Origin of the sequence: Streptomyces sp. NPDC048297 (genome assembly GCF_043201585.1) — a bacterium.
GTDB lineage: Bacteria > Actinomycetota > Actinomycetes > Streptomycetales > Streptomycetaceae > Streptomyces.
In genome coordinates this window covers 83720-101406 of sequence record NZ_JBICZA010000013.1, presented here as the reverse complement: position 1 = coordinate 101406, position 17687 = coordinate 83720, and the positions used below count along the sequence as shown (strand labels likewise).

15 protein-coding genes and 1 tRNA gene are annotated in these 17687 nt (G+C 70.7%); 11 read left to right on the top strand and 5 right to left on the bottom strand.

Translation table 11 applies throughout. From position 1 onward, the window contains the following. Nucleotides 1-96 precede the first annotated feature (96 nt). Genes desA through ACGFYV_RS16775 form a run of 4 tightly spaced genes read left to right on the top strand, consistent with a single transcriptional unit; the run spans nucleotide 97 to nucleotide 5198 of the window. Nucleotides 97-1578, top strand: coding sequence for a lysine decarboxylase DesA (gene desA / locus ACGFYV_RS16790; protein ID WP_393879115.1), 1482 nt, complete (start codon nucleotides 97-99; stop codon nucleotides 1576-1578). Beyond that, nucleotides 1562-2905, top strand: a complete 1344-nt coding sequence (locus ACGFYV_RS16785; protein ID WP_393879114.1) for a lysine N(6)-hydroxylase/L-ornithine N(5)-oxygenase family protein — start codon at nucleotides 1562-1564, stop codon at nucleotides 2903-2905. The genes desA and ACGFYV_RS16785 overlap by 17 nt, the downstream gene beginning before the upstream one ends. After that, nucleotides 2902-3432 (top strand): GNAT family N-acetyltransferase, encoded by a 531-nt coding sequence (locus tag ACGFYV_RS16780; RefSeq protein ID WP_393879113.1) that lies wholly within the window; start codon nucleotides 2902-2904, stop codon nucleotides 3430-3432. Before ACGFYV_RS16785 ends, ACGFYV_RS16780 begins: the two co-directional genes overlap by 4 nt. Continuing rightward, nucleotides 3429-5198, top strand: a complete 1770-nt coding sequence (locus ACGFYV_RS16775; RefSeq protein ID WP_393879112.1) for an IucA/IucC family protein — start codon at nucleotides 3429-3431, stop codon at nucleotides 5196-5198. The genes ACGFYV_RS16780 and ACGFYV_RS16775 overlap by 4 nt, the downstream gene beginning before the upstream one ends. A gap of 56 nt (nucleotides 5199-5254) precedes the next feature. Here the strand turns inward: ACGFYV_RS16775 and ACGFYV_RS16770 are convergent, their stop codons facing one another. Next, a complete protein-coding gene (locus ACGFYV_RS16770; protein WP_393879228.1) occupies nucleotides 5255-6865 on the bottom strand; it encodes a beta-N-acetylhexosaminidase in 1611 nt (536 codons plus the stop codon). Between the two features lie 70 nt (nucleotides 6866-6935). On the opposite strand from ACGFYV_RS16770, the gene ACGFYV_RS16765 reads away from it, so the two are divergent. Beyond that, nucleotides 6936-7829 carry a DUF4429 domain-containing protein gene (locus ACGFYV_RS16765; RefSeq protein WP_393879111.1) on the top strand — a complete coding sequence of 298 codons (894 nt, stop codon included), beginning with the start codon at nucleotides 6936-6938 and terminating at the stop codon, nucleotides 7827-7829. A gap of 89 nt (nucleotides 7830-7918) precedes the next feature. Here the strand turns inward: ACGFYV_RS16765 and ACGFYV_RS16760 are convergent, their stop codons facing one another. Further along, the gene (locus ACGFYV_RS16760; RefSeq protein WP_393879110.1) at nucleotides 7919-9487 is read right to left on the bottom strand and encodes a fibronectin type III domain-containing protein; all 1569 of its coding nucleotides are present in this window, start codon (nucleotides 9485-9487) and stop codon (nucleotides 7919-7921) included. Between the two features lie 165 nt (nucleotides 9488-9652). Between ACGFYV_RS16760 and ACGFYV_RS16755 the strand changes: the two genes are divergently transcribed. Next, nucleotides 9653-9910 carry a hypothetical protein gene (locus tag ACGFYV_RS16755; RefSeq protein WP_393879109.1) on the top strand — a complete coding sequence of 86 codons (258 nt, stop codon included), beginning with the start codon at nucleotides 9653-9655 and terminating at the stop codon, nucleotides 9908-9910. Nucleotides 9911-9936: 26 nt separating this feature from the next. Beyond that, nucleotides 9937-11754, top strand: coding sequence for a glutamine--fructose-6-phosphate transaminase (isomerizing) (glmS, locus tag ACGFYV_RS16750; protein WP_393879108.1), 1818 nt, complete (start codon nucleotides 9937-9939; stop codon nucleotides 11752-11754). Between the two features lie 200 nt (nucleotides 11755-11954). On the opposite strand, the gene ACGFYV_RS16745 is transcribed toward glmS, so the two are convergent. Then, complete coding sequence (locus tag ACGFYV_RS16745; protein ID WP_393879107.1) at nucleotides 11955-12515, bottom strand: GPR1/FUN34/YaaH family transporter; 561 nt, start codon at nucleotides 12513-12515, stop codon at nucleotides 11955-11957. 144 nt (nucleotides 12516-12659) lie between these two features. Beyond that, a complete protein-coding gene (locus tag ACGFYV_RS16740) occupies nucleotides 12660-13187 on the bottom strand; it encodes a universal stress protein (protein WP_393879106.1) in 528 nt (175 codons plus the stop codon). Between the two features lie 317 nt (nucleotides 13188-13504). Between ACGFYV_RS16740 and ACGFYV_RS16735 the strand changes: the two genes are divergently transcribed. The 4 genes from ACGFYV_RS16735 to ACGFYV_RS16720 all read left to right on the top strand — a co-directional run bounded on the left by ACGFYV_RS16735 (nucleotide 13505) and on the right by ACGFYV_RS16720 (nucleotide 16324). After that, nucleotides 13505-13762, top strand: a complete 258-nt coding sequence (locus ACGFYV_RS16735; protein WP_393879105.1) for a hypothetical protein — start codon at nucleotides 13505-13507, stop codon at nucleotides 13760-13762. A gap of 379 nt (nucleotides 13763-14141) precedes the next feature. Next, on the top strand, nucleotides 14142-15371 hold the full coding sequence (locus ACGFYV_RS16730; RefSeq protein ID WP_393879104.1) for a helix-turn-helix domain-containing protein: 1230 nt from the start codon (nucleotides 14142-14144) through the stop codon (nucleotides 15369-15371). A 106-nt stretch (nucleotides 15372-15477) separates the two neighbouring features. Continuing rightward, nucleotides 15478-16080: an oligoribonuclease gene (gene orn / locus ACGFYV_RS16725; protein WP_393879103.1), complete on the top strand. Its 603-nt coding sequence runs from the start codon at nucleotides 15478-15480 to the stop codon at nucleotides 16078-16080. 171 nt (nucleotides 16081-16251) lie between these two features. Further along, nucleotides 16252-16324 (top strand) — tRNA-His (locus ACGFYV_RS16720). Between the two features lie 103 nt (nucleotides 16325-16427). On the opposite strand, the gene ACGFYV_RS16715 is transcribed toward ACGFYV_RS16720, so the two are convergent. Beyond that, complete coding sequence (locus tag ACGFYV_RS16715; RefSeq protein ID WP_393879102.1) at nucleotides 16428-17483, bottom strand: LacI family DNA-binding transcriptional regulator; 1056 nt, start codon at nucleotides 17481-17483, stop codon at nucleotides 16428-16430. Nucleotides 17484-17687 lie beyond the last annotated feature (204 nt).

Sequence of the window (17687 nt, the reverse complement as noted above, 5' to 3'; positions counted from 1 at the left end):
TTGCGTCAAACTTAGGTTAGGCTAACTTAAGTTTGATCGCGGAACCTCGCCCCTTCTTCCGTTCCCGCACGGACAGTCCCCTCGGAGGACCCCCACATGCGCTCGCACCTGCTCAATGGCCTCACCGCGGAGCACTACCGCCACTCCGTGACCGAAGGAGTCGAGCGGGTGGCGGCCAAACTCGCCACCACCGACCGTCCGTTCACCGGCGTCCAGGTCGACGACCTCACCCCGCGCGTCGACGCGATCGACCTCGACCGGCCGCTCGGCGACACCGCCGCGGCCCTGGACGAGCTGGAGGAGGTCTACCTCCGTGACGCCGTCTACTTCCACCACCCCCGCTACCTCGCCCACCTCAACTGTCCGGTGGTCATCCCGGCGGTGCTCGGCGAGGCCGTCCTGTGCGCGGTCAACTCCTCGCTGGACACCTGGGACCAGTCGGCCGGCGGCACCCTCATCGAGCGCAGGCTGATCGACTGGACCGCCGAGCGCATCGGCCTCGGCCCCGCCGCCGACGGCGTGTTCACCTCCGGCGGCTCCCAGTCCAACCTCCAGGCGCTGCTGCTGGCCCGGGAGGAGGCCAAGCCGGGACGGGCCGGGCGGAGAACGGGCGACGCCCTCGGCGAACTGCGCGTCTTCGCCTCCGAGGCCAGCCACTTCAGCGTCAAGAAGTCGGCCGGGCTGCTCGGGCTCGGCCAGGACGCGGTCGTCTCCGTCCCCGTCGACCGCGACAAGCGCATGCAGACGGTCGCCCTCGCCCACGAGCTGGAGCGCTGCCGGCGCGAGGGGCAGGTCCCGATGGCGGTCGTCGCCACCGCCGGCACCACCGACTTCGGGTCCGTCGACCCGCTCGCGGAGATCGCCGGGCTGTGCGCGCAGTACGGCGTCTGGATGCACGTCGACGCGGCGTACGGCTGCGGGCTGCTCGCCTCCCTGAAGTACCGCGACCGCCTCGCCGGCATCGAGCGCGCCGACTCGGTGACCGTCGACTACCACAAGTCCTTCTTCCAGCCGGTGAGTTCGTCCGCCGTGCTGGTCCGGGACGCGGCCACCCTGCGCCACGCCACCTACCACGCGGACTACCTCAACCCGCGCCGCATGGTGCGCGAGCGCATCCCCAACCAGGTCGACAAGTCCCTGCAGACCACGCGCCGCTTCGACGCCCTCAAGCTGTGGATGACGCTGCGCGTCATGGGCGCCGACGGGATCGGGGAACTCTTCGACGAGGTGTGCGACCTGGCCCGGGAGGGATGGCGGATGCTCGCCGCCGACCCCCGCTTCGACGTCCTCGTGGAGCCCTCGCTCTCCACCCTCGTCTTCCGCTGCGTCCCGGCGGCCGTCACCGACCGGGCCGTCACCGACCCGGCCGAGATCGACCGCGCCAACCTGTACGCCCGCAAGGCGCTGTTCGCCTCCGGTGACGCCGTGGTCGCGGGCACCACGGTCGCCGGCCGCCACTACCTCAAGTTCACCCTGCTCAACCCCGAGACGACCCCGGCCGACATCGCCGCCGTCCTCGACCTGATCGCCGGCCACGCCGAGCAGTACCTGGGAGACTCCCTTGACCGCGCTTCCTGACGCCAGCCACCACGTCCACGACCTCGTGGGGATCGGGCTCGGCCCCTTCAACCTCGGCCTCGCCTGCCTCACCGAGCCCATCGCCGAACTGGACGCCGTCTTCCTGGAGTCCAAGCCCGACTTCGAGTGGCACGCCGGGATGTTCCTGGACGGCGCCCACCTCCAGACCCCGTTCATGTCGGACCTGGTCACCCTGGCCGACCCGACCTCGCCGTACTCCTTCCTGAACTACCTGAAGGAGAAGGGCCGTCTGTACCCGTTCTACATCCGCGAGAACTTCTATCCCCTGCGGGTCGAGTACGACGACTACTGCCGCTGGGCGGCCGGCCGGCTGAGCAGCGTGCGCTTCGGGACGACGGTCACCGAGGTGACGTACGACGACGAGGACGAGGTGTACGTCGTCCGCACAAGCACAAGCACCAGCACCAGCACCAGCGGCAACAGCACCAACACCGGCACCGGCACCGGCACGACGTTCCGCGCCCGGCACCTGGTCCTCGGCACCGGCACGGTCCCCCATGTCCCCCCGGCCTGCCAGGAGTTGGGCGGCGGCTTCCTGCACACCTCGCAGTACATGCACCACAAGACGGAGTTGCAGAGGAAGAAGTCGATCACGATCGTCGGCAGCGGCCAGAGCGCGGCGGAGATCTACCACGAACTCCTCGCCGAGATCGACGTCCACGGCTACCAGCTCAACTGGGTCACCCGCTCACCGCGGTTCTTCCCGCTGGAGTACACCAAGCTGACCCTGGAGATGACGTCCCCGGACTACATCGACTACTTCCGCGCGCTGCCCGAGGACACCCGACACCGGCTGGAGAAGCAGCAGAAGGGCCTGTTCAAGGGCATCAACTCGGACCTGATCGACGCGATCTTCGACCTGCTCTACCAGAAGGACGTCGAGAGCGGCGACCGCCCGGTCCCGACCCGGCTGCTCACCAACTCCTCGCTCACCCAGGCCACTTACGACGACGGCGCCTACACCCTCGCCTTCCACCAGGACGAGCAGGGCAAGGACTTCGAGATCCGCACCGAGGGCCTGGTGCTCGCCACCGGCTACCACTACGAGCCGCCGGCCTTCCTCGCCCCGGTCCGCGACCACCTCCGCTTCGACGGCCACGGCCGCTTCGACATCGCCCGCAACTACTCCATCGACACCACGGGCCGGGGCGTCTTCCTCCAGAACGCCGGCGTCCACACCCACAGCATCACCAGCCCCGACCTGGGCATGGGCGCGTACCGCAACAGCTACATCATCCGTGAGCTGCTCGGCGCCGAGTACTACCCGGTCGAGAAGACCATCGCCTTCCAGGAGTTCGCCGCATGACCTTCGCCTTCCGCGCCGTCGACCCCTCGCAGGACGCCGCGCTCCTGCACGCCTGGGTCACCCACCCCAAAGCCGCCTTCTGGATGATGCGGGACGCCGGTCCGCGGGACGTCGAGCGCGCCTACGCGCAGATCGCGGCCGACGAGCACCACCACGCGCTCCTCGGACTGCGGGACGGGGCGCCCGCCTTCCTGATGGAGAGGTACGACCCCGCGCACCGTGAGCTGGTCGGCCTGTACGAGCCCGAGCCGGGAGACGTCGGCATGCACTTCCTGGTGCCGCCGGCCGAGACGCCCGTGCACGGCTTCACCCGGTCCGTCATCACCGCCGTCATGGCGCACCTGTTCGAGGACCCGGCGGTGCGGCGCGTCGTCGTCGAACCGGACGTGCGCAACACGGCCGTGCACGCGCTGAACGAGGCCGTCGGGTTCGTGCCCGTGCGGGAGATCGACAAGCCGGAGAAAAGGGCGTTGCTGAGCGTGTGCACCCGGGAGCGGTTCCTGGCCGCGACGGGGGTGTCCGCATGAGCCTCACCGACTCCGTGGCCCATCTCTCCCCTGAACGCTGGGCGTTGGCCAACCGGCTGCTCATACGCAAGGCGCTCGCCGAGTTCGCGCACGAGCGCCTGATCACACCGCAGGAGGACGGGGAACGGTACGTCGTCCGCAGCGACGACGGCCTCACCGCGTACCGCTTCCTTGCCGTCCGCCGCGCCCTCGACCACTGGCAGGTCGACCCCGGTTCCCTCACCCGGCACCGCGACGGCACCGAACTCCCGCTGTCCGCCCTGGACTTCTTCATCGAGCTGCGGGCGACCCTGGGCCTGAGCGACGACGTCCTGCCCGTCTACCTGGAGGAGATCTCCTCCACCCTCTCCGGCACCTGCTACAAGCTCACCAAGCCCCGCGTCACCTCCGCGGAGCTGGCGGACGGCGGCTTCCAGGCGATCGAGACCGGGATGACCGAGGGCCACCCGTGCTTCGTCGCGAACAACGGGCGGCTCGGCTTCGGCGTCCACGAATACCTGTCGTACGCCCCGGAGACCGCGAGCCCGGTCCGGCTGGTGTGGCTGGCCGCGCACCGCTCGCGGGCCGCGTTCACGGCGGGCGCCGGCATCGAGTACGAGGACTTCGTCCGACGGGAGCTGGGCGCGGGGACCGTGGAGCGGTTCCACGGGATCCTGGCGGCCCAGGGCCTCGACCCCGCGGACTACCTGTTCATCCCGGTCCACCCCTGGCAGTGGTGGAACAAGCTCACCGTCACCTTCGCCGCCGAGGTGGCCCGCCGGCACCTGGTCTGCCTCGGCGAGGGCGACGACGAGTACCTGGCCCAGCAGTCCATCCGGACCTTCTTCAACGCCTCGCACCCCGAGAAGCACTATGTGAAGACGGCCCTGTCCGTGCTCAACATGGGCTTCATGCGCGGCCTCTCCGCCGCCTACATGGAGGCCACGCCGGCGATCAACGACTGGCTGGCGCGGCTGATCGAGAACGACCCCGTGCTGAAGTCGACGGGTCTGACCGTCATCCGGGAGCGGGCGGCCGTCGGCTACCGGCACCAGGAGTACGAGCGGGCCACCGACCGCTACTCGCCGTACCGCAAGATGCTGGCCGCGCTGTGGCGGGAGAGCCCGGTGTCCTCGCTGCGGGACGGCGAGTCGCTCGCGACGATGGCCTCCCTCCTCCACACGGACCACGAGGGCGCGTCCTTCGCCGCCGCGCTGATCCGGCGCAGCGGACTGTCCCCCAAGGGCTGGCTGCGGGCCTACCTCCAGGCCTACTACACCCCCCTCCTGCACAGCTTCTACGCCTACGACCTGGTGTTCATGCCGCACGGCGAGAACGTGATCCTGGTCCTGGAGGACGGGGTGGTGCGGCGCGCGATCTACAAGGACATCGCCGAGGAGATCGCGGTGATGGACCCGGACGCGGCACTGCCGCCCGAGGTGCGGCGCATCCGCGTCGAGGTCCCCGACGACATGAAGCTCCTGTCCCTCTTCACGGACGTCTTCGACTGCTTCTTCCGCTTCCTGTGCGCCGGACTGGCCGCCGAGGACGTCCTGTCCGAGGACGACTTCTGGCGGACGGTCGCCGAGGTCACCCGCGACTACCAGGAGGCGAACCCCGAACTCGCCGACAAGTTCCGGCAGTACGACCTCTTCGCCCCCGAGTTCGCGCTGTCCTGCCTCAACCGCCTCCAGCTGCACGACAACCGGCAGATGGTCGACCTCGCGGATCCCGCGGGCGCCCTCCAGCTGGCCGGAACCCTGAGGAACCCCATCGCCGGGTTCTGACCGGGCCCGACGGGCACCCCGCGGTACGGTCCCGCGGGGTGCCCGTCGTCCTGCGCTCAGTTCGCGGGCCAGGGCACCTGGGGGGACCGGTGATAGCGGATGCCGAGGGCGTCCCAGCGGGGGCCCTGGGCGGCGAGGCGGATTCTGTAGGCGTTCCAGTCGTGGGTGGACTGCGGGGACCAGCCGAGTTCGGCGGCGCCGGGGAGGCGGGGGAAGGCCATGTACTCGATGTCGGCGGGGCTGGTGAGGGTCTCGGACCACAGGGGGGCCTCGACTCCCTTGACGGCGGAGGCGGGGGCGCCGGGGAGGTAGGCGGCCGGGTCCCAGTCGTAGGACCGCCGCACCTCCACCAGGCCTGCCCAGTCCAGGCCGAGCGGGGTGTCCTTGGTGTACTTCATGTCCAGGTAGACACGGTCGGCCGGGGAGAGGATCAGCCCGGTGCCGTTCCGGGCGGCCCTGGCGACCTGGGCCTTCTCGTCGGCGCCGGTGCCGTCCAGGCCCCAGTACTGGGCGAGGGCGCCCTTTGCGGGGGTGGCGCCGGTCAGCTGGTGCCAGCCGATGACCGTCTTGCCGTACGCGGCGACGATCGGCTGGACGCGGTTCATGAAGGTCACGTAGTCGGCGTGCGTGGTGGAGTGCGCCTCGTCGCCGCCTATGTGGAGGTAGCGGCCGGGGGTGAGGGCGGCCAGTTCGCGGATCACGTCGTCCACGAAGTCGTAGGTGACCTGCTGGGACACGCACAGCGAGCTGAAGCCGACGTCCGTGCCGGTGTACAGCGGGGGTGCCTCGCCGTCGCAGTTGAGCCGGGCGTAGGAGGCGAGGGCCGCGTTGGTGTGGCCCGGCATGTCGATCTCGGGGACGACCTCGAGGTAGCGGGAGGCGGCGTAGCGGACGATCTCGCGGTAGTCGGCCTTGGTGTAGTGGCCGCCCGCGCCGCCGCCGACCTCGGTGGAGCCGCCGTAGGCCGCCAGGCGCGGCCAGGAGTCGACGGCGATGCGCCAGCCCTGGTCGTCGCTGAGGTGCAGATGCAGGGTGTTGATCTTGTACAGGGCCAGCTGGTCGATGTAGCGCTTGACCTGGGCGACGGTGAAGAAGTGCCGGGCGACGTCGAGCATGGCGCCGCGGTAGCCGTAGCGGGGGCGGTCCTCGATGGTGCCGCCCGCGATCTGCCAGGGGCCGGCCTGCACGGTCTTCTTCTCGACGGCCGCGGGGAGCAGTTGGCGCAGGGTCTGCACGCCGTGGAAGAGGCCGGCGGGGGCGCTCGCGGTGACGGTGACGCCGTCGGGCCCGCTGTGCAGGCGGTAGCCCTCGGCGCCGTACGCGCCCTCGGCCAGCCGGAGCCGGATGCCGCCCGTGCCCTGTTCGGTCAGGGGCAGGGGGTAGCCGGTGGAGGGCCGCAGGACGCCTGCGAGGTACTCGCCGATCCGCCGTGCGGCGTCCGGGCCGTCGACGCCGAGCCGGGTCGAACGGGTGATGCGGTACGGGGATCCGCCGGGCGTGACCGAGGCGGGCGCCGGGACCACACGGTCCAGCGGCGTCGGTGGCGTCGGCGGGGTCGCCCGGGATGCGGGGCCTGCGGCCAGCGTGGCCGCTCCGGCCGCCGCGACCAGCAGGAACGAGCCGAGTATTCGGGTCAGTCGGGGAGTCGTGCCGCGGTGCCGTCTCACATGCGCTCCCTTCAGGACTGCGGGATTGGTCAAGACCACTCTCCCTCAGTCGCGGTGAAACAATCCCCGCATGGCGGAAATCATCCAGAAGGACGGCACCTGGGCCTTCGACGGGGACTGCCTGCGCCTGACTCCGGGACGCGACAGGAACGTCAGCCCGATGCGCCGCGCCCTGGGTGAACTGGAGGTCCCGCTGAGCGCGTTGGCGGGTGTCTCCTTCGAACAGGGCAGGAGGTCGGGCCGGTTGCGGCTGCGGCTGCGCGACGGCGCCGACCCTCTGGCGGGGGCCACCGCCGGGCGGCTCGCCGAGTCGGACGACCCCTGCCGGCTGACCGTGGACAGCGACCGGTACGGCGTGGCCGAGTACGTCGCGGAGGAGGTCCGGGCCGCCCTGCTGCTGGAGGGTGTTCCCGCGGGGCCGGTCACCGGGTATCTGCTGCCGGGGCCGGGCCTGCCGGTGTCCGCGGCGGCCGGGGACGGCACGGCGGCCTTCGACGGGGAGCGGGTGCGGCTGGAGTGGAACTGGAGGACGGAGGACGCCAAGGCCGCCACCGGGCCCCGGTCGATTCCCCTGGCCGAGATCACCGCCGTGCGGTGGCAGCCGGCGGCCGGGCTGGAGAACGGGTACCTGCGCTTCCGCGTGCGCGGCGCGCCCGTCACCGCGCCGCCCACGTTCGACCCGAACGCCGTCGAGCTGTGGGGCTTCCGGAAGGACCCGCTGATGGCGCTGGTCGCGGCGGCCGTGCAGGTACGGCTGCCGCACCCGTCGGCGGCTCCCGCCGGAGCCCTCGCCCCGGCCGGAGGTCCCGCCCCCGCGGAGGCACCCGCGGAGGCTCCCGCCGTCGAGGACGACCACGACACCCTGCTGCGGCGTCCGCGGGAACTGGGCGAGCCGCACCGCTCGGGGGTGCTGGCCGAAGAGGAGTTCACCGTGGCCAAGCGGGCGGTCCTGGGCCGGATGTAGCGGGCGGTCCTCAGCGGGCGTAGCGGGCGGCCATCGGCCCGATGTGGCGGGCGGTCCTCAGCCGGATGTGAGGACCGCCGCGCTCATGCTCACTTCGCCGTGCGGGACACCGTGAAGTGGTCGATGCGGTCACCGGTCTCGGCGATGCCCGACACCTTCAGGGTCGTCTGACGGCCCCGCGGCGCGGGGGTGACGTCCACGCGCAGGAAGGAGTAGTTGAGGTAGCGCACCCGCGACCAGGCGACGGTCTCGTTCTGCCGGGCGCCGTCCTTGAGGCAGATGAACGAGGACACGGAGTCGACCTCGTTCTCGTGGCCCTCGTAGGAGTCCGGCGCGCTGAAGGCGTAGAGGCTGCGGCCCGCCGCGCCCGCGGTGACGTACACCACGCCCTCGGTCTCGGGGTAGGCCGTGCCGCCGATCGGCAGCTTCTTGGTGACCTCGTTGCCCTTGATGACGTCCGTGCGCTCGTACTGGTGGTTGTGGCCGTTGATGACCAGGTCCACCGTGTACTTGTCGAACAGCGGCACCCACTCCTGGCGCACGCCCCCCTCCGAGGCGTGCGCGGTGGAGGTGCAGTACGCGCAGTGGTGGAAGAACACGACGATGAAGTCGATGTCCTTCGAGGCGCGGAACTTCTTCAGCTGGCCCTCGAACCACGTGGTCTGCGTCCCGCCCGAGATACCCAGGTTCGCCGGGATCTCGAAGGAGATGTCGTTGGGGTCGAGCGAGATGATCGCGGTGTTGCCGTGGACGAAGGAGTAGACGCCCGGCAGGTGCTTCGGGTCCGGGCCGTTGTCCGGGAGGGTCCAGCGGGCCTCTTCGCCGCCGTAGCCGTTGGGCGAGTACCAGGCCTCCATGTCGTGGTTGCCGTACGAGACCATCCACGGGACCTGCTTGGCGACGGACTCGGTCTGGTAGAGGAACTGGTCCCAGGTGCGCGAGTCGAAGCCGGTGTCCGAGGCCTTGCCCTGGCCGGCCGGGTCGCCGTAGGCGATGTCACCGGCGTGCAGGTGGAAGGACGGGTTCTGGCCGAGGATCAGGCTGTCGTTGGCCAGGGCGTGGTAGCTGACGCCCTGGTCGCCGAAGGCCGTGAAGGTGAACGGCGCCTTGCTCGCGGGGGCGGTGGTGAAGGTGCCCACGGTGCCGGCGAGGTGCGGCCGGGCCGGGTCGAAGCCCTGGTGGCCGACGCCGTAGTAGTACGTCCTGCCGGGCCGCAGGTGGGTGAGGCGGACGTGCAGGTAGTACTGCGTGTGGTCGCCGCTCGCGCCGACGCCGGCCGGCGTGTACAGGGTGCGGACCTCGGCCTCGATCCTGCGCGAGAGGTCCCAGGGGTGCGCGCCGATCCGGATGAAGGGCTTGTTCACCGCGACCGGGACCTGCCAGGAGACGGTCATCTCGGTGCGCGGGTCACTGCCGTAGGCGAGGTGCCGGCCGAAGGGCGCGACGAGGGCGCCGTCGACCTTCTCGGCCGCCCCGACGGTGCGCGGGGTCGGGACGGCGGCCTGGGCGGTGGCGCCCGGCACGAACGCGCCGCCCGCGACGGCGCCCAGCGTGACGGCGCCGCCCCTGATCATGTTGCGCCGCGAGAACCTGGCGCGCAGGTACTCGTGCTGCTCGGCCATGCTCATGCGCTCGGCCAGCCTGTCGGGTACTCCCATACGAGGAATGTCCATGACGCCTGAAACTCGCCTGTTCGGGCAACGCGGCGCGGGACACGGGATGACCGTTCCGCGAACAGCGGCCCACAAGACGTTTCCCCGGGATCTGCCCGGAATCGGGCACGATTCTTGCGAAACTCGCGCCGGTACCTCAGGATCTACCGGGTGCACGAGGAACTTGTCGATCACCTGACGCGGTCCACGCCCCTGAACCGGGGCGAGGCCCTGCGGGTGGTCCAGGACGTGCTCGCCTACTTCGACGAGACGACCCAGGACTTCGTCCGTCGCCGCCACCGCGAGCTGCAGACCCAGGGCCTGCAGAACACGGAGATCTTCGAACGGATCGAGGCGGACCTGAAATACCGGGCGGTGGCGCCGCCGGAGCTGACGCTCAGGCAGCTGCGCCGCATGGTCTACGGCTGAGACGCCAGGCTGAGAGATACCTGCATATGTGCGGAATTGTCGGATACATCGGGAAGCGTGACGTGGCCCCGCTGCTGCTGGAAGGCCTGCAGCGGCTGGAGTACCGCGGCTACGACTCCGCGGGCATCGTCGTCTCCTCCCCGAAGTCGGCAGGCCTGAAGATGGTCAAGGCCAAGGGCCGGGTGCGCGACCTGGAGGCGAAGGTCCCGGCGCGCTTCAAGGGCACGACCGGCATCGCCCACACCCGCTGGGCCACCCACGGCGCCCCGTCCGACGTGAACGCCCACCCGCACATGTCGGCCGACCAGAAGGTCGCCGTCGTGCACAACGGCATCATCGACAACGCCTCCGAACTGCGCCGCAAGCTGGAGGCGGACGGCGTCGAGTTCCTCTCCGAGACCGACACCGAGGTCCTCGTCCACCTGATCGCCCGCTCGGAGGCCGAGAAGCTGGAGGACCGGGTCCGCGAGACCCTGCGCCTGGTCGAGGGCACGTACGGCATCGCCGTCATGCACGCCGACTTCCCCGACCGCATCGTGGCGGCCCGCAACGGCTCCCCGGTCGTGCTCGGCATCGGCGAGAAGGAGATGTTCGTCGCCTCGGACATCGCCGCGCTGGTCGCCCACACCCGGCAGATAGTCACGCTGGACGACGGCGAGATGGCCACCCTCAAGGCCGACGACTTCCGCACCTACACCACCGAGGGCACGCGCACGACCGCCGAGCCCACCACCGTGGAGTGGGAGGCCGCCTCGTACGACATGGGCGGCCACGACACCTACATGCACAAGGAGATCTTCGAGCAGGCCGACGCCGTGGACCGCGTGCTGCGCGGCCGCATCGACGACCGCTTCTCCACCGTGCACCTCGGCGGCCTGAACCTGGACGCCCGCGAGGCGCGCAAGATCCGCCGCGTGAAGATCCTCGGCTGCGGCACCTCGTACCACGCGGGCATGATCGGCGCCCAGATGATCGAGGAGCTGGCCCGCATCCCCGCCGACGCCGAGCCCGCCTCCGAGTTCCGCTACCGCAACGCGGTCGTCGACCCCGACACCCTGTACGTCGCGGTCTCCCAGTCCGGTGAGACGTACGACGTCCTCGCCGCCGTCCAGGAGCTGAAGCGCAAGGGCGCCCGCGTCCTCGGCGTCGTCAACGTGGTCGGCTCGGCGATCGCCCGCGAGGCGGACGGCGGCATCTACGTGCACGCTGGCCCCGAGGTCTGCGTCGTCTCCACCAAGTGCTTCACCAACACCACGGTGGCCTTCGCGCTGCTCGCCCTGCACCTCGGCCGCACCCGCGACCTCTCGGTCCGCGACGGCAAGCGGATCATCGAGGGCCTGCGCAAGCTGCCCGAGCAGATCTCCGAGATCCTCAAGCAGGAGGACGAGGTCAAGGAACTCGCCGAGGAGTACGCCGCCGCCCGCTCGATGCTCTTCATCGGCCGCGTCCGGGGCTACCCGGTCGCCCGCGAGGCCTCCCTGAAGCTCAAGGAGGTCTCCTACATCCACGCCGAGGCCTACCCTGCCTCCGAGCTGAAGCACGGCCCGCTGGCCCTGATCGAGCCCGCCCTCCCCACGGTCGCGATCGTCCCCGACGACGACCTCCTGGAGAAGAACCGCGCCGCCCTGGAGGAGATCAAGGCCCGCAGCGGCAAGATCCTCGCCGTGGCCCACCAGCACCAGGAGAAGGCCGACCAGACGATCGTCGTCCCCAAGAACGAGGACGAACTGGACCCCATCCTGATGGGCATCCCCCTCCAGCTCCTCGCCTACCACACGGCCAAATCCCTGGGCCGCGACATCGACAAGCCGCGAAACCTGGCCAAGTCCGTGACGGTGGAATAGGCACCCGAAAGCTTCAGACACCGGCGGGACAGCGCCCCGAAAGGGGCGCGTCAGCGCCTCTGAGGGGCGCGGGGCTGTATCGATTTGCGGCTCCGCCGCGTGGGCGCGAGCAACCCCCACGCACCCGCACAGGCAGAACAACAGAGCGGATCCCCACGTGTGCCACCTGACACGCGGGGATCCGCCCTGTGCTGCTGAACTCAGCCGGCGGCCGTCACCCCCCGGCCCGCAGCACGCCGGGGCATCGCCGTCGGCCAGTGCGCCACCGCGGCCGTCGCCGCGTACCACGCCACCGCACCGGATGCCGCGGCGACCCAGCCGCCGACCTTCGCGAGGGACGAACTGTCGGCGAAGCTCGCGACGGCGAGCACCAGCATCGCGAGGAAGAGCAGCCCGTACATGAGCTGACCGAGGCTGTCACCGCCCGCGAGGGTCAACGTCAGGGCCACGAGGGCGAACAGCAGCAGGAAGAGACCGGCCGCGTGGGCCGATCCGTGGTCCGCGACGGCCCAGGTGAACCACAGGGCGCCGAGGACCGTGAAGCCCGTGCCGGAGGCGGTGTCGCCGCCTCGGAAGGCCAGCAGGCCGATCAGGAACAGAGCAACTCCGCCCACGTAGTGGGCCACTGACATGGCGTCGGACGACGCCACACCGTCGATCACACCGGTCGTACCGAGTCCGAACGCCAACAGGGTGATTCCCAGGGCGAGTCGGCCTACGACGGTGGTGGTTCCGCTTCCCGCAGAGACGTCACTGTCCACGGCGGGCTCCCTTCATGCTGTTCAGTTGCGCGGTGACCGATATATGCCCTTCACAAGGGCACAAACACCTCTGACGCGCGAGTAGTTTCGGTCTGCACAAAGGAAGTTGACGCGGAGTGGAGACGCTCCGGGCCGCCGGTGACCTCAGGGGATGACGATCACGGGCCGCTTGGCCCGCTTGGCGAGCCGTCCGGCCACGGAGCCGAAGATCCGGCCGACGATCCCGTGCGTCGAGCCGACCACGATCGCGTCGGCCTCGTACTCCCGGCCGACCTCCTCGAGTTCGTGGCAGATGTCACCGCCGCGCTCGACGAGGATCCACGGCACCTCGGAGAGGTAGTCCGCACAGGCCAGTTCGAGGCCGAGCACCTCGGTGCGGTGGTCCGGCACGTCGACGAAGACGGGCGGCTCGCAGCCGGCCCACACGGTGGTGGGCAGCCGGTTGGCCACATGGACGATGATCAGACCGGAGCCGGAGCGGTTGGCCACGCCGATCGCGTAGGCGAGGGCGCGCTCACTGGAGGTGGAGCCGTCGAAGCCGACCACCACCCCGTGCCGGAAGGCCGGATCGCAGGAGGAGCGTGTCTCTTCCGCCGCCAGGGGCTCTGCCGCCGTCGGTTCGGCGACCGGCCGCTTGCGGTCCGCGGGTTCGAAGAATTCGTGACCGGCCATGGCTGTCTCGGCGTCGTGATCCTTTATGGGAGGGGGGTGATGTCGTGCGACGAAGGCGTGTGTCCGGGAAACGTCTTCCCAACCCCATACCCCCAAGGGTACGGCTGCACGCCTCCTTGCGCCCAGATCTCGCGCACTCTCCGTGATCGGCACCCAGGGGTGTCCCCGGGGGTTCCCCGGAGCATGCACGAGCGGCGCCCGTAACGCAATGGTTGCTGCCCCGTACAGGCGGTTTGCGCGATCCGCCACGCCACGGCCAGTGACCGACCGGTCCGCCAGGCGTTGATCACGACGACCGCCGCCCCAGGGAGCACGTGATGCCCGGACCCCGTTCCGCCTCCGAACCGCAGCCCGCCCCGGACACCACGAGTGACGTGATCCGCTGGGCGGCGTTCAGCTGCGCCCTCGTCCCCGTGGTCCTCCTCTGGTACGGCACCTCGCCGGCCGGAGCAGCCGGCACCGCACTCTCCCTCGCCGCCGTCACCGGCGCCTGCCGCTTCCTGCTGCGGCGTTCGGAACGTTGCGCCGCGCAAAGAGGTGGACATCACACCCAGGGATGGACACCGGTCGACTGACCGGTTTCCGTACCCTCGAACGGTTCTTTTCAGCCAACTTCTCGATATCGCCACGGAGGGGTGGCGAGCACCCCCCAACCCCCGTTCCACCTGCACGAACAGGGTCTGGAAGACCCCACGCACCCTACGCTGTTCGGCCACCGCCACAAGGCGCACTTCCGCGCACGGCCCGTGAGTGCAACCCTTCGTGATCGAATGCTTCACGCCAAGTTGTCATGTCGACAATCCACGGCGTGCGGAACTGGCCACCGGCAGACCGCGCAAGCCAGTAGATTCGATCTTGATTTTCTTCATGGCGGGGGACTCGTGCAGGACCGAGGGGAAACGTGCAGGAGCGACACAACCGAGGAGCCGCGACCACCGAGGGGGGCTTAGCAGGATGAGCCACGACTCCACTGCCGCGCCGGAGACCGCGGCCCGGAAACTCGCCGGGCGACGCCGCAAGGAGATCGTCGCGGTGCTGCTGTTCAGCGGCGGCCCCATCTTCGAGAGTTCCATACCGCTGTCCGTGTTCGGCATCGACCGCCAGGACGCCGGGGTACCGCGCTACCGACTGCTGGTGTGCGCCGGCGAGGAGGGCCCGCTGCGGACCACCGGAGGCCTGGAACTCACCGCGCCACACGGCCTGGAGGCGATCTCCCGCGCGGGCACGGTCGTCGTGCCGGCCTGGCGCTCGATCACCTCGCCGCCACCGGAGGAAGCGCTCGACGCGCTGCGCAGAGCGCACGAGGAAGGCGCCCGCATCGTCGGGCTGTGCACCGGGGCCTTCGTGCTCGCGGCGGCGGGCCTGCTGGACGGCCGCCCGGCGACCACGCACTGGATGTACGCGCCGACGCTGGCCAAGCGCTATCCGTCGGTCCACGTGGATCCGCGCGAACTGTTCGTCGACGACGGTGACGTACTGACCTCGGCCGGAACGGCCGCGGGGATCGACCTGTGTCTGCACATCGTGCGCACGGACCACGGCAACGAGGCGGCCGGCGCGCTGGCCCGCCGCCTGGTGGTCCCGCCGCGCCGCAGCGGCGGCCAGGAGCGCTACCTCGACCGGTCTTTACCCGAGGAGATCGGCGCCGACCCGCTCGCCGAGGTCGTCGCCTGGGCGCTGGAACACCTCCACGAGCAGTTCGACGTGGAGACCCTGGCGGCACGCGCCTACATGAGCCGCCGTACCTTCGACCGCCGCTTCCGCTCGCTCACCGGCAGCGCGCCGCTGCAGTGGCTGATCACCCAGCGGGTGCTGCAGGCGCAGCGGCTGCTGGAGACCTCGGACTACTCCGTGGACGAGGTCGCGGGCCGCTGCGGCTTCCGTTCGCCGGTCGCGCTGCGCGGGCACTTCCGCCGCCAGCTCGGCTCGTCCCCCGCCGCCTACCGGGCCGCGTACCGCGCCCGCCGGCCGGGGGCCGACAGACCGGGTGAGCAGGAGGCCGCGCTCTCCCAGCACGGCCAGGCGGGAACACCGTCCGCCGCCCTGTCCGGCCACGGACCGGTGGGACCGGTGTCGGCCGCCATGGCGCACCCGGACCGGGAGGGCGGCGTGCCGATGCAGCTGAGCCGCCGCCAGGCCGCCGGCGCGGTCAGCCTGCTCCCTGGACCGCGGCACGGCACCTGAGCGACATCTCCCCGCGCCCCCGCCAGGGGCGCGGGGAACCGCGCGACCGGGCGACCGGGCGGCACGGGGGGACCGAAAAACTCCGGGCCGCTTTAGGGTAGGTCGCATGAACGATCGCATGGTGTGGATCGACTGCGAGATGACCGGCCTCTCGCTGTCCGACGACGCTCTCATCGAGGTTGCCGCCCTCGTCACCGACTCCGAGCTGAACGTACTCGGCGAGGGGGTGGACATCGTCATCCGTCCACCGGACTCCGCGCTGGAGACGATGCCCGAGGTGGTGCGTCAGATGCACACCGCGTCCGGGCTGCTGGACGAGCTGGCCGGCGGCACCACGCTCGCCGCCGCCGAGGAGCAGGTCCTCGCCTACGTCCGCGAGCACGTGAAGGAGCCCGGCAAGGCCCCGCTGTGCGGCAACTCCGTCGGCACCGACCGCGGTTTCCTGCTGCGGGACATGCCGACCCTGGAGGACTACCTCCACTACCGGATCGTCGACGTGTCCTCGATCAAGGAGCTGGCCCGCCGCTGGTACCCGCGCGCCTACTTCAACAGCCCGGAGAAGAACGGCAACCACCGGGCCCTCGCCGACATCCGCGAGTCGATCGCCGAGCTGCGCTACTACCGCGAGGCCGTCTTCGTGCCGCAGCCGGGCCCGGACAGCGACACCGCGAAGGCGATCGCCGCCAAGTACGTCCTGCCCGCCTCGTAGAGCCGGCCCGTAGAGCTTGCCTGGAGAACTTGCCTGTAGAGCACACCCCGCAGGGCCGCCCGTAGGACCGCGCGAAAAGCCGCACGAAAACACGTGCGCGAGCACCCCCTCGGACCCTGTAGACTTCTTCTCGGCCGGTCGGGGAAACGATACGTTCCACCGCCGGTCGTGGTGGGTGTAGCTCAGCTGGCAGAGCACCTGGTTGTGGTCCAGGATGTCGCGGGTTCAAGTCCCGTCACTCACCCTGAGTGATCAGCCGGTGACTCCGTCGAAGGACGGGTCACCGGCTGATTCGTTTTCCACCGACACCGGCATCACGGCGACACCGGATCACGACAGCGCCGGCATCACGACGACGCCCGCGCCACCAGCTCCGTGGGCAGCACCACATGCCGTCGCACCGGCCCCCGGCTCGCCGCCGGGCGGCGGTCGGCGATCTCCGTGAGCAGCAGGTCGATCATCGCGCGGCCCATCTCCTCGATCGGCTGGCGCACGCTGGTCAGCGGCGGGTCCATGTGCCGGGCTATGGCCGAGTCGTCGTAGCCGATCAGGGCCACGTCCTCGGGGATTCGGCGGCCCGCCTCGCGCAGCACCTGACGGGCGCCCGCCGCCGTCACGTCGGAGCCGGCGAAGACCGCGTCCAGGCCGGGGCACCGCGTGAGCAGCGCGGTCATCGCGCGCCGGCCGCCCTCCTCGCTGAAGTCACCGGGTTCGACGAGGTGTTCGTCCGCCTCCAGGCCCGCCTCGCGCAGGGCGTCGCGGTAGCCGTCGACGCGGCGCTGGGCGCCGTAGACGTCGAGGCGGCCGGTGATGTGCGCGATCCGGCGCCGGCCGCCCGCGATCAGGTGCTCGACGGCCGAGCGGGCGCCGCCGTAGTTGTCGGAGTCCACCGAGGTGAGGGTCTCCCCGGCCGACCGGGGGCCGCTGATCACGGCCGGGATCTCCAGCTGGGCCAGCATGTCGGGCAGCGGGTCGTCGGCGTGGACGGAGACCAGGAGCACCCCGTCGACGCGGTGGGCCGCCAGGTACTGGGCGAGGCGCCGGCGCTCCCGGTCGCTGCCCGCGAAGATCAGCAGCAACTGCATCTCGGTGTCGGACAGTTCGGCGCCGACGCCGCGCAGCATGTCGGAGAAGTACGGCTCCGCGAAGAAGCGGGTCTCCGGCTCGGGGACGACGAGGGCGATGGCGTCGGTGCGGTTGGCCGCGAGGGCGCGGGCCGCGGTGTTGGGGACGTAGCCGAGTTCCGCGACGGCCGCCTCGACGGCGGCGCGGGTCGCGGCGCTGACCCGGGGCGAGCCGTTGATCACCCGCGAGACCGTGCCGCGGCCGACCCCGGCACGGGCGGCGACCTCCTCGAGCGTGGGCCGCCCCGCGCTCCGGCCCCGCACTCCATGGCCTGCCATGGGCTCCGCCTTTCTCCGCACATCCGGTCGGCCTGGAATGTAACAGTGCCGCCGGCCGGTACCGCCGATCGCGGTTCGCTAACGGCCCGGTAACGCGCGCCCGCTGGCCCTGTCCGCTCCCTTGACACCCCGCCCGGGACCGACGACTCTTCAACTCATCACGTGTGGGAGCGCTCCCACACTACCTGACACCTACATATCCCG

Excerpts from the sequence above, each read along its gene's own strand:
- desA (WP_393879115.1), top strand. The coding sequence starts at position 97 with ATGCGCTCGCACCTGCTCAATGGCCTCACCGCGGAGCACTACCGCCAC.
- ACGFYV_RS16765 (WP_393879111.1), top strand. The coding sequence starts at position 6,936 with ATGGCGGAAATCATCCAGAAGGACGGCACCTGGGCCTTCGACGGGGAC.
- ACGFYV_RS16760 (WP_393879110.1), bottom strand. The coding sequence starts at position 9,487 with ATGGGAGTACCCGACAGGCTGGCCGAGCGCATGAGCATGGCCGAGCAG.
- ACGFYV_RS16740 (WP_393879106.1), bottom strand. The coding sequence starts at position 13,187 with ATGGCCGGTCACGAATTCTTCGAACCCGCGGACCGCAAGCGGCCGGTC.
- ACGFYV_RS16775 (WP_393879112.1), top strand. The coding sequence starts at position 3,429 with ATGAGCCTCACCGACTCCGTGGCCCATCTCTCCCCTGAACGCTGGGCG.
- ACGFYV_RS16730 (WP_393879104.1), top strand. The coding sequence starts at position 14,142 with ATGAGCCACGACTCCACTGCCGCGCCGGAGACCGCGGCCCGGAAACTC.
- orn (WP_393879103.1), top strand. The coding sequence starts at position 15,478 with ATGAACGATCGCATGGTGTGGATCGACTGCGAGATGACCGGCCTCTCG.
- glmS (WP_393879108.1), top strand. The coding sequence starts at position 9,937 with ATGTGCGGAATTGTCGGATACATCGGGAAGCGTGACGTGGCCCCGCTG.
- ACGFYV_RS16715 (WP_393879102.1), bottom strand. The coding sequence starts at position 17,483 with ATGGCAGGCCATGGAGTGCGGGGCCGGAGCGCGGGGCGGCCCACGCTC.
- ACGFYV_RS16780 (WP_393879113.1), top strand. The coding sequence starts at position 2,902 with ATGACCTTCGCCTTCCGCGCCGTCGACCCCTCGCAGGACGCCGCGCTC.
- ACGFYV_RS16735 (WP_393879105.1), top strand. The coding sequence starts at position 13,505 with ATGCCCGGACCCCGTTCCGCCTCCGAACCGCAGCCCGCCCCGGACACC.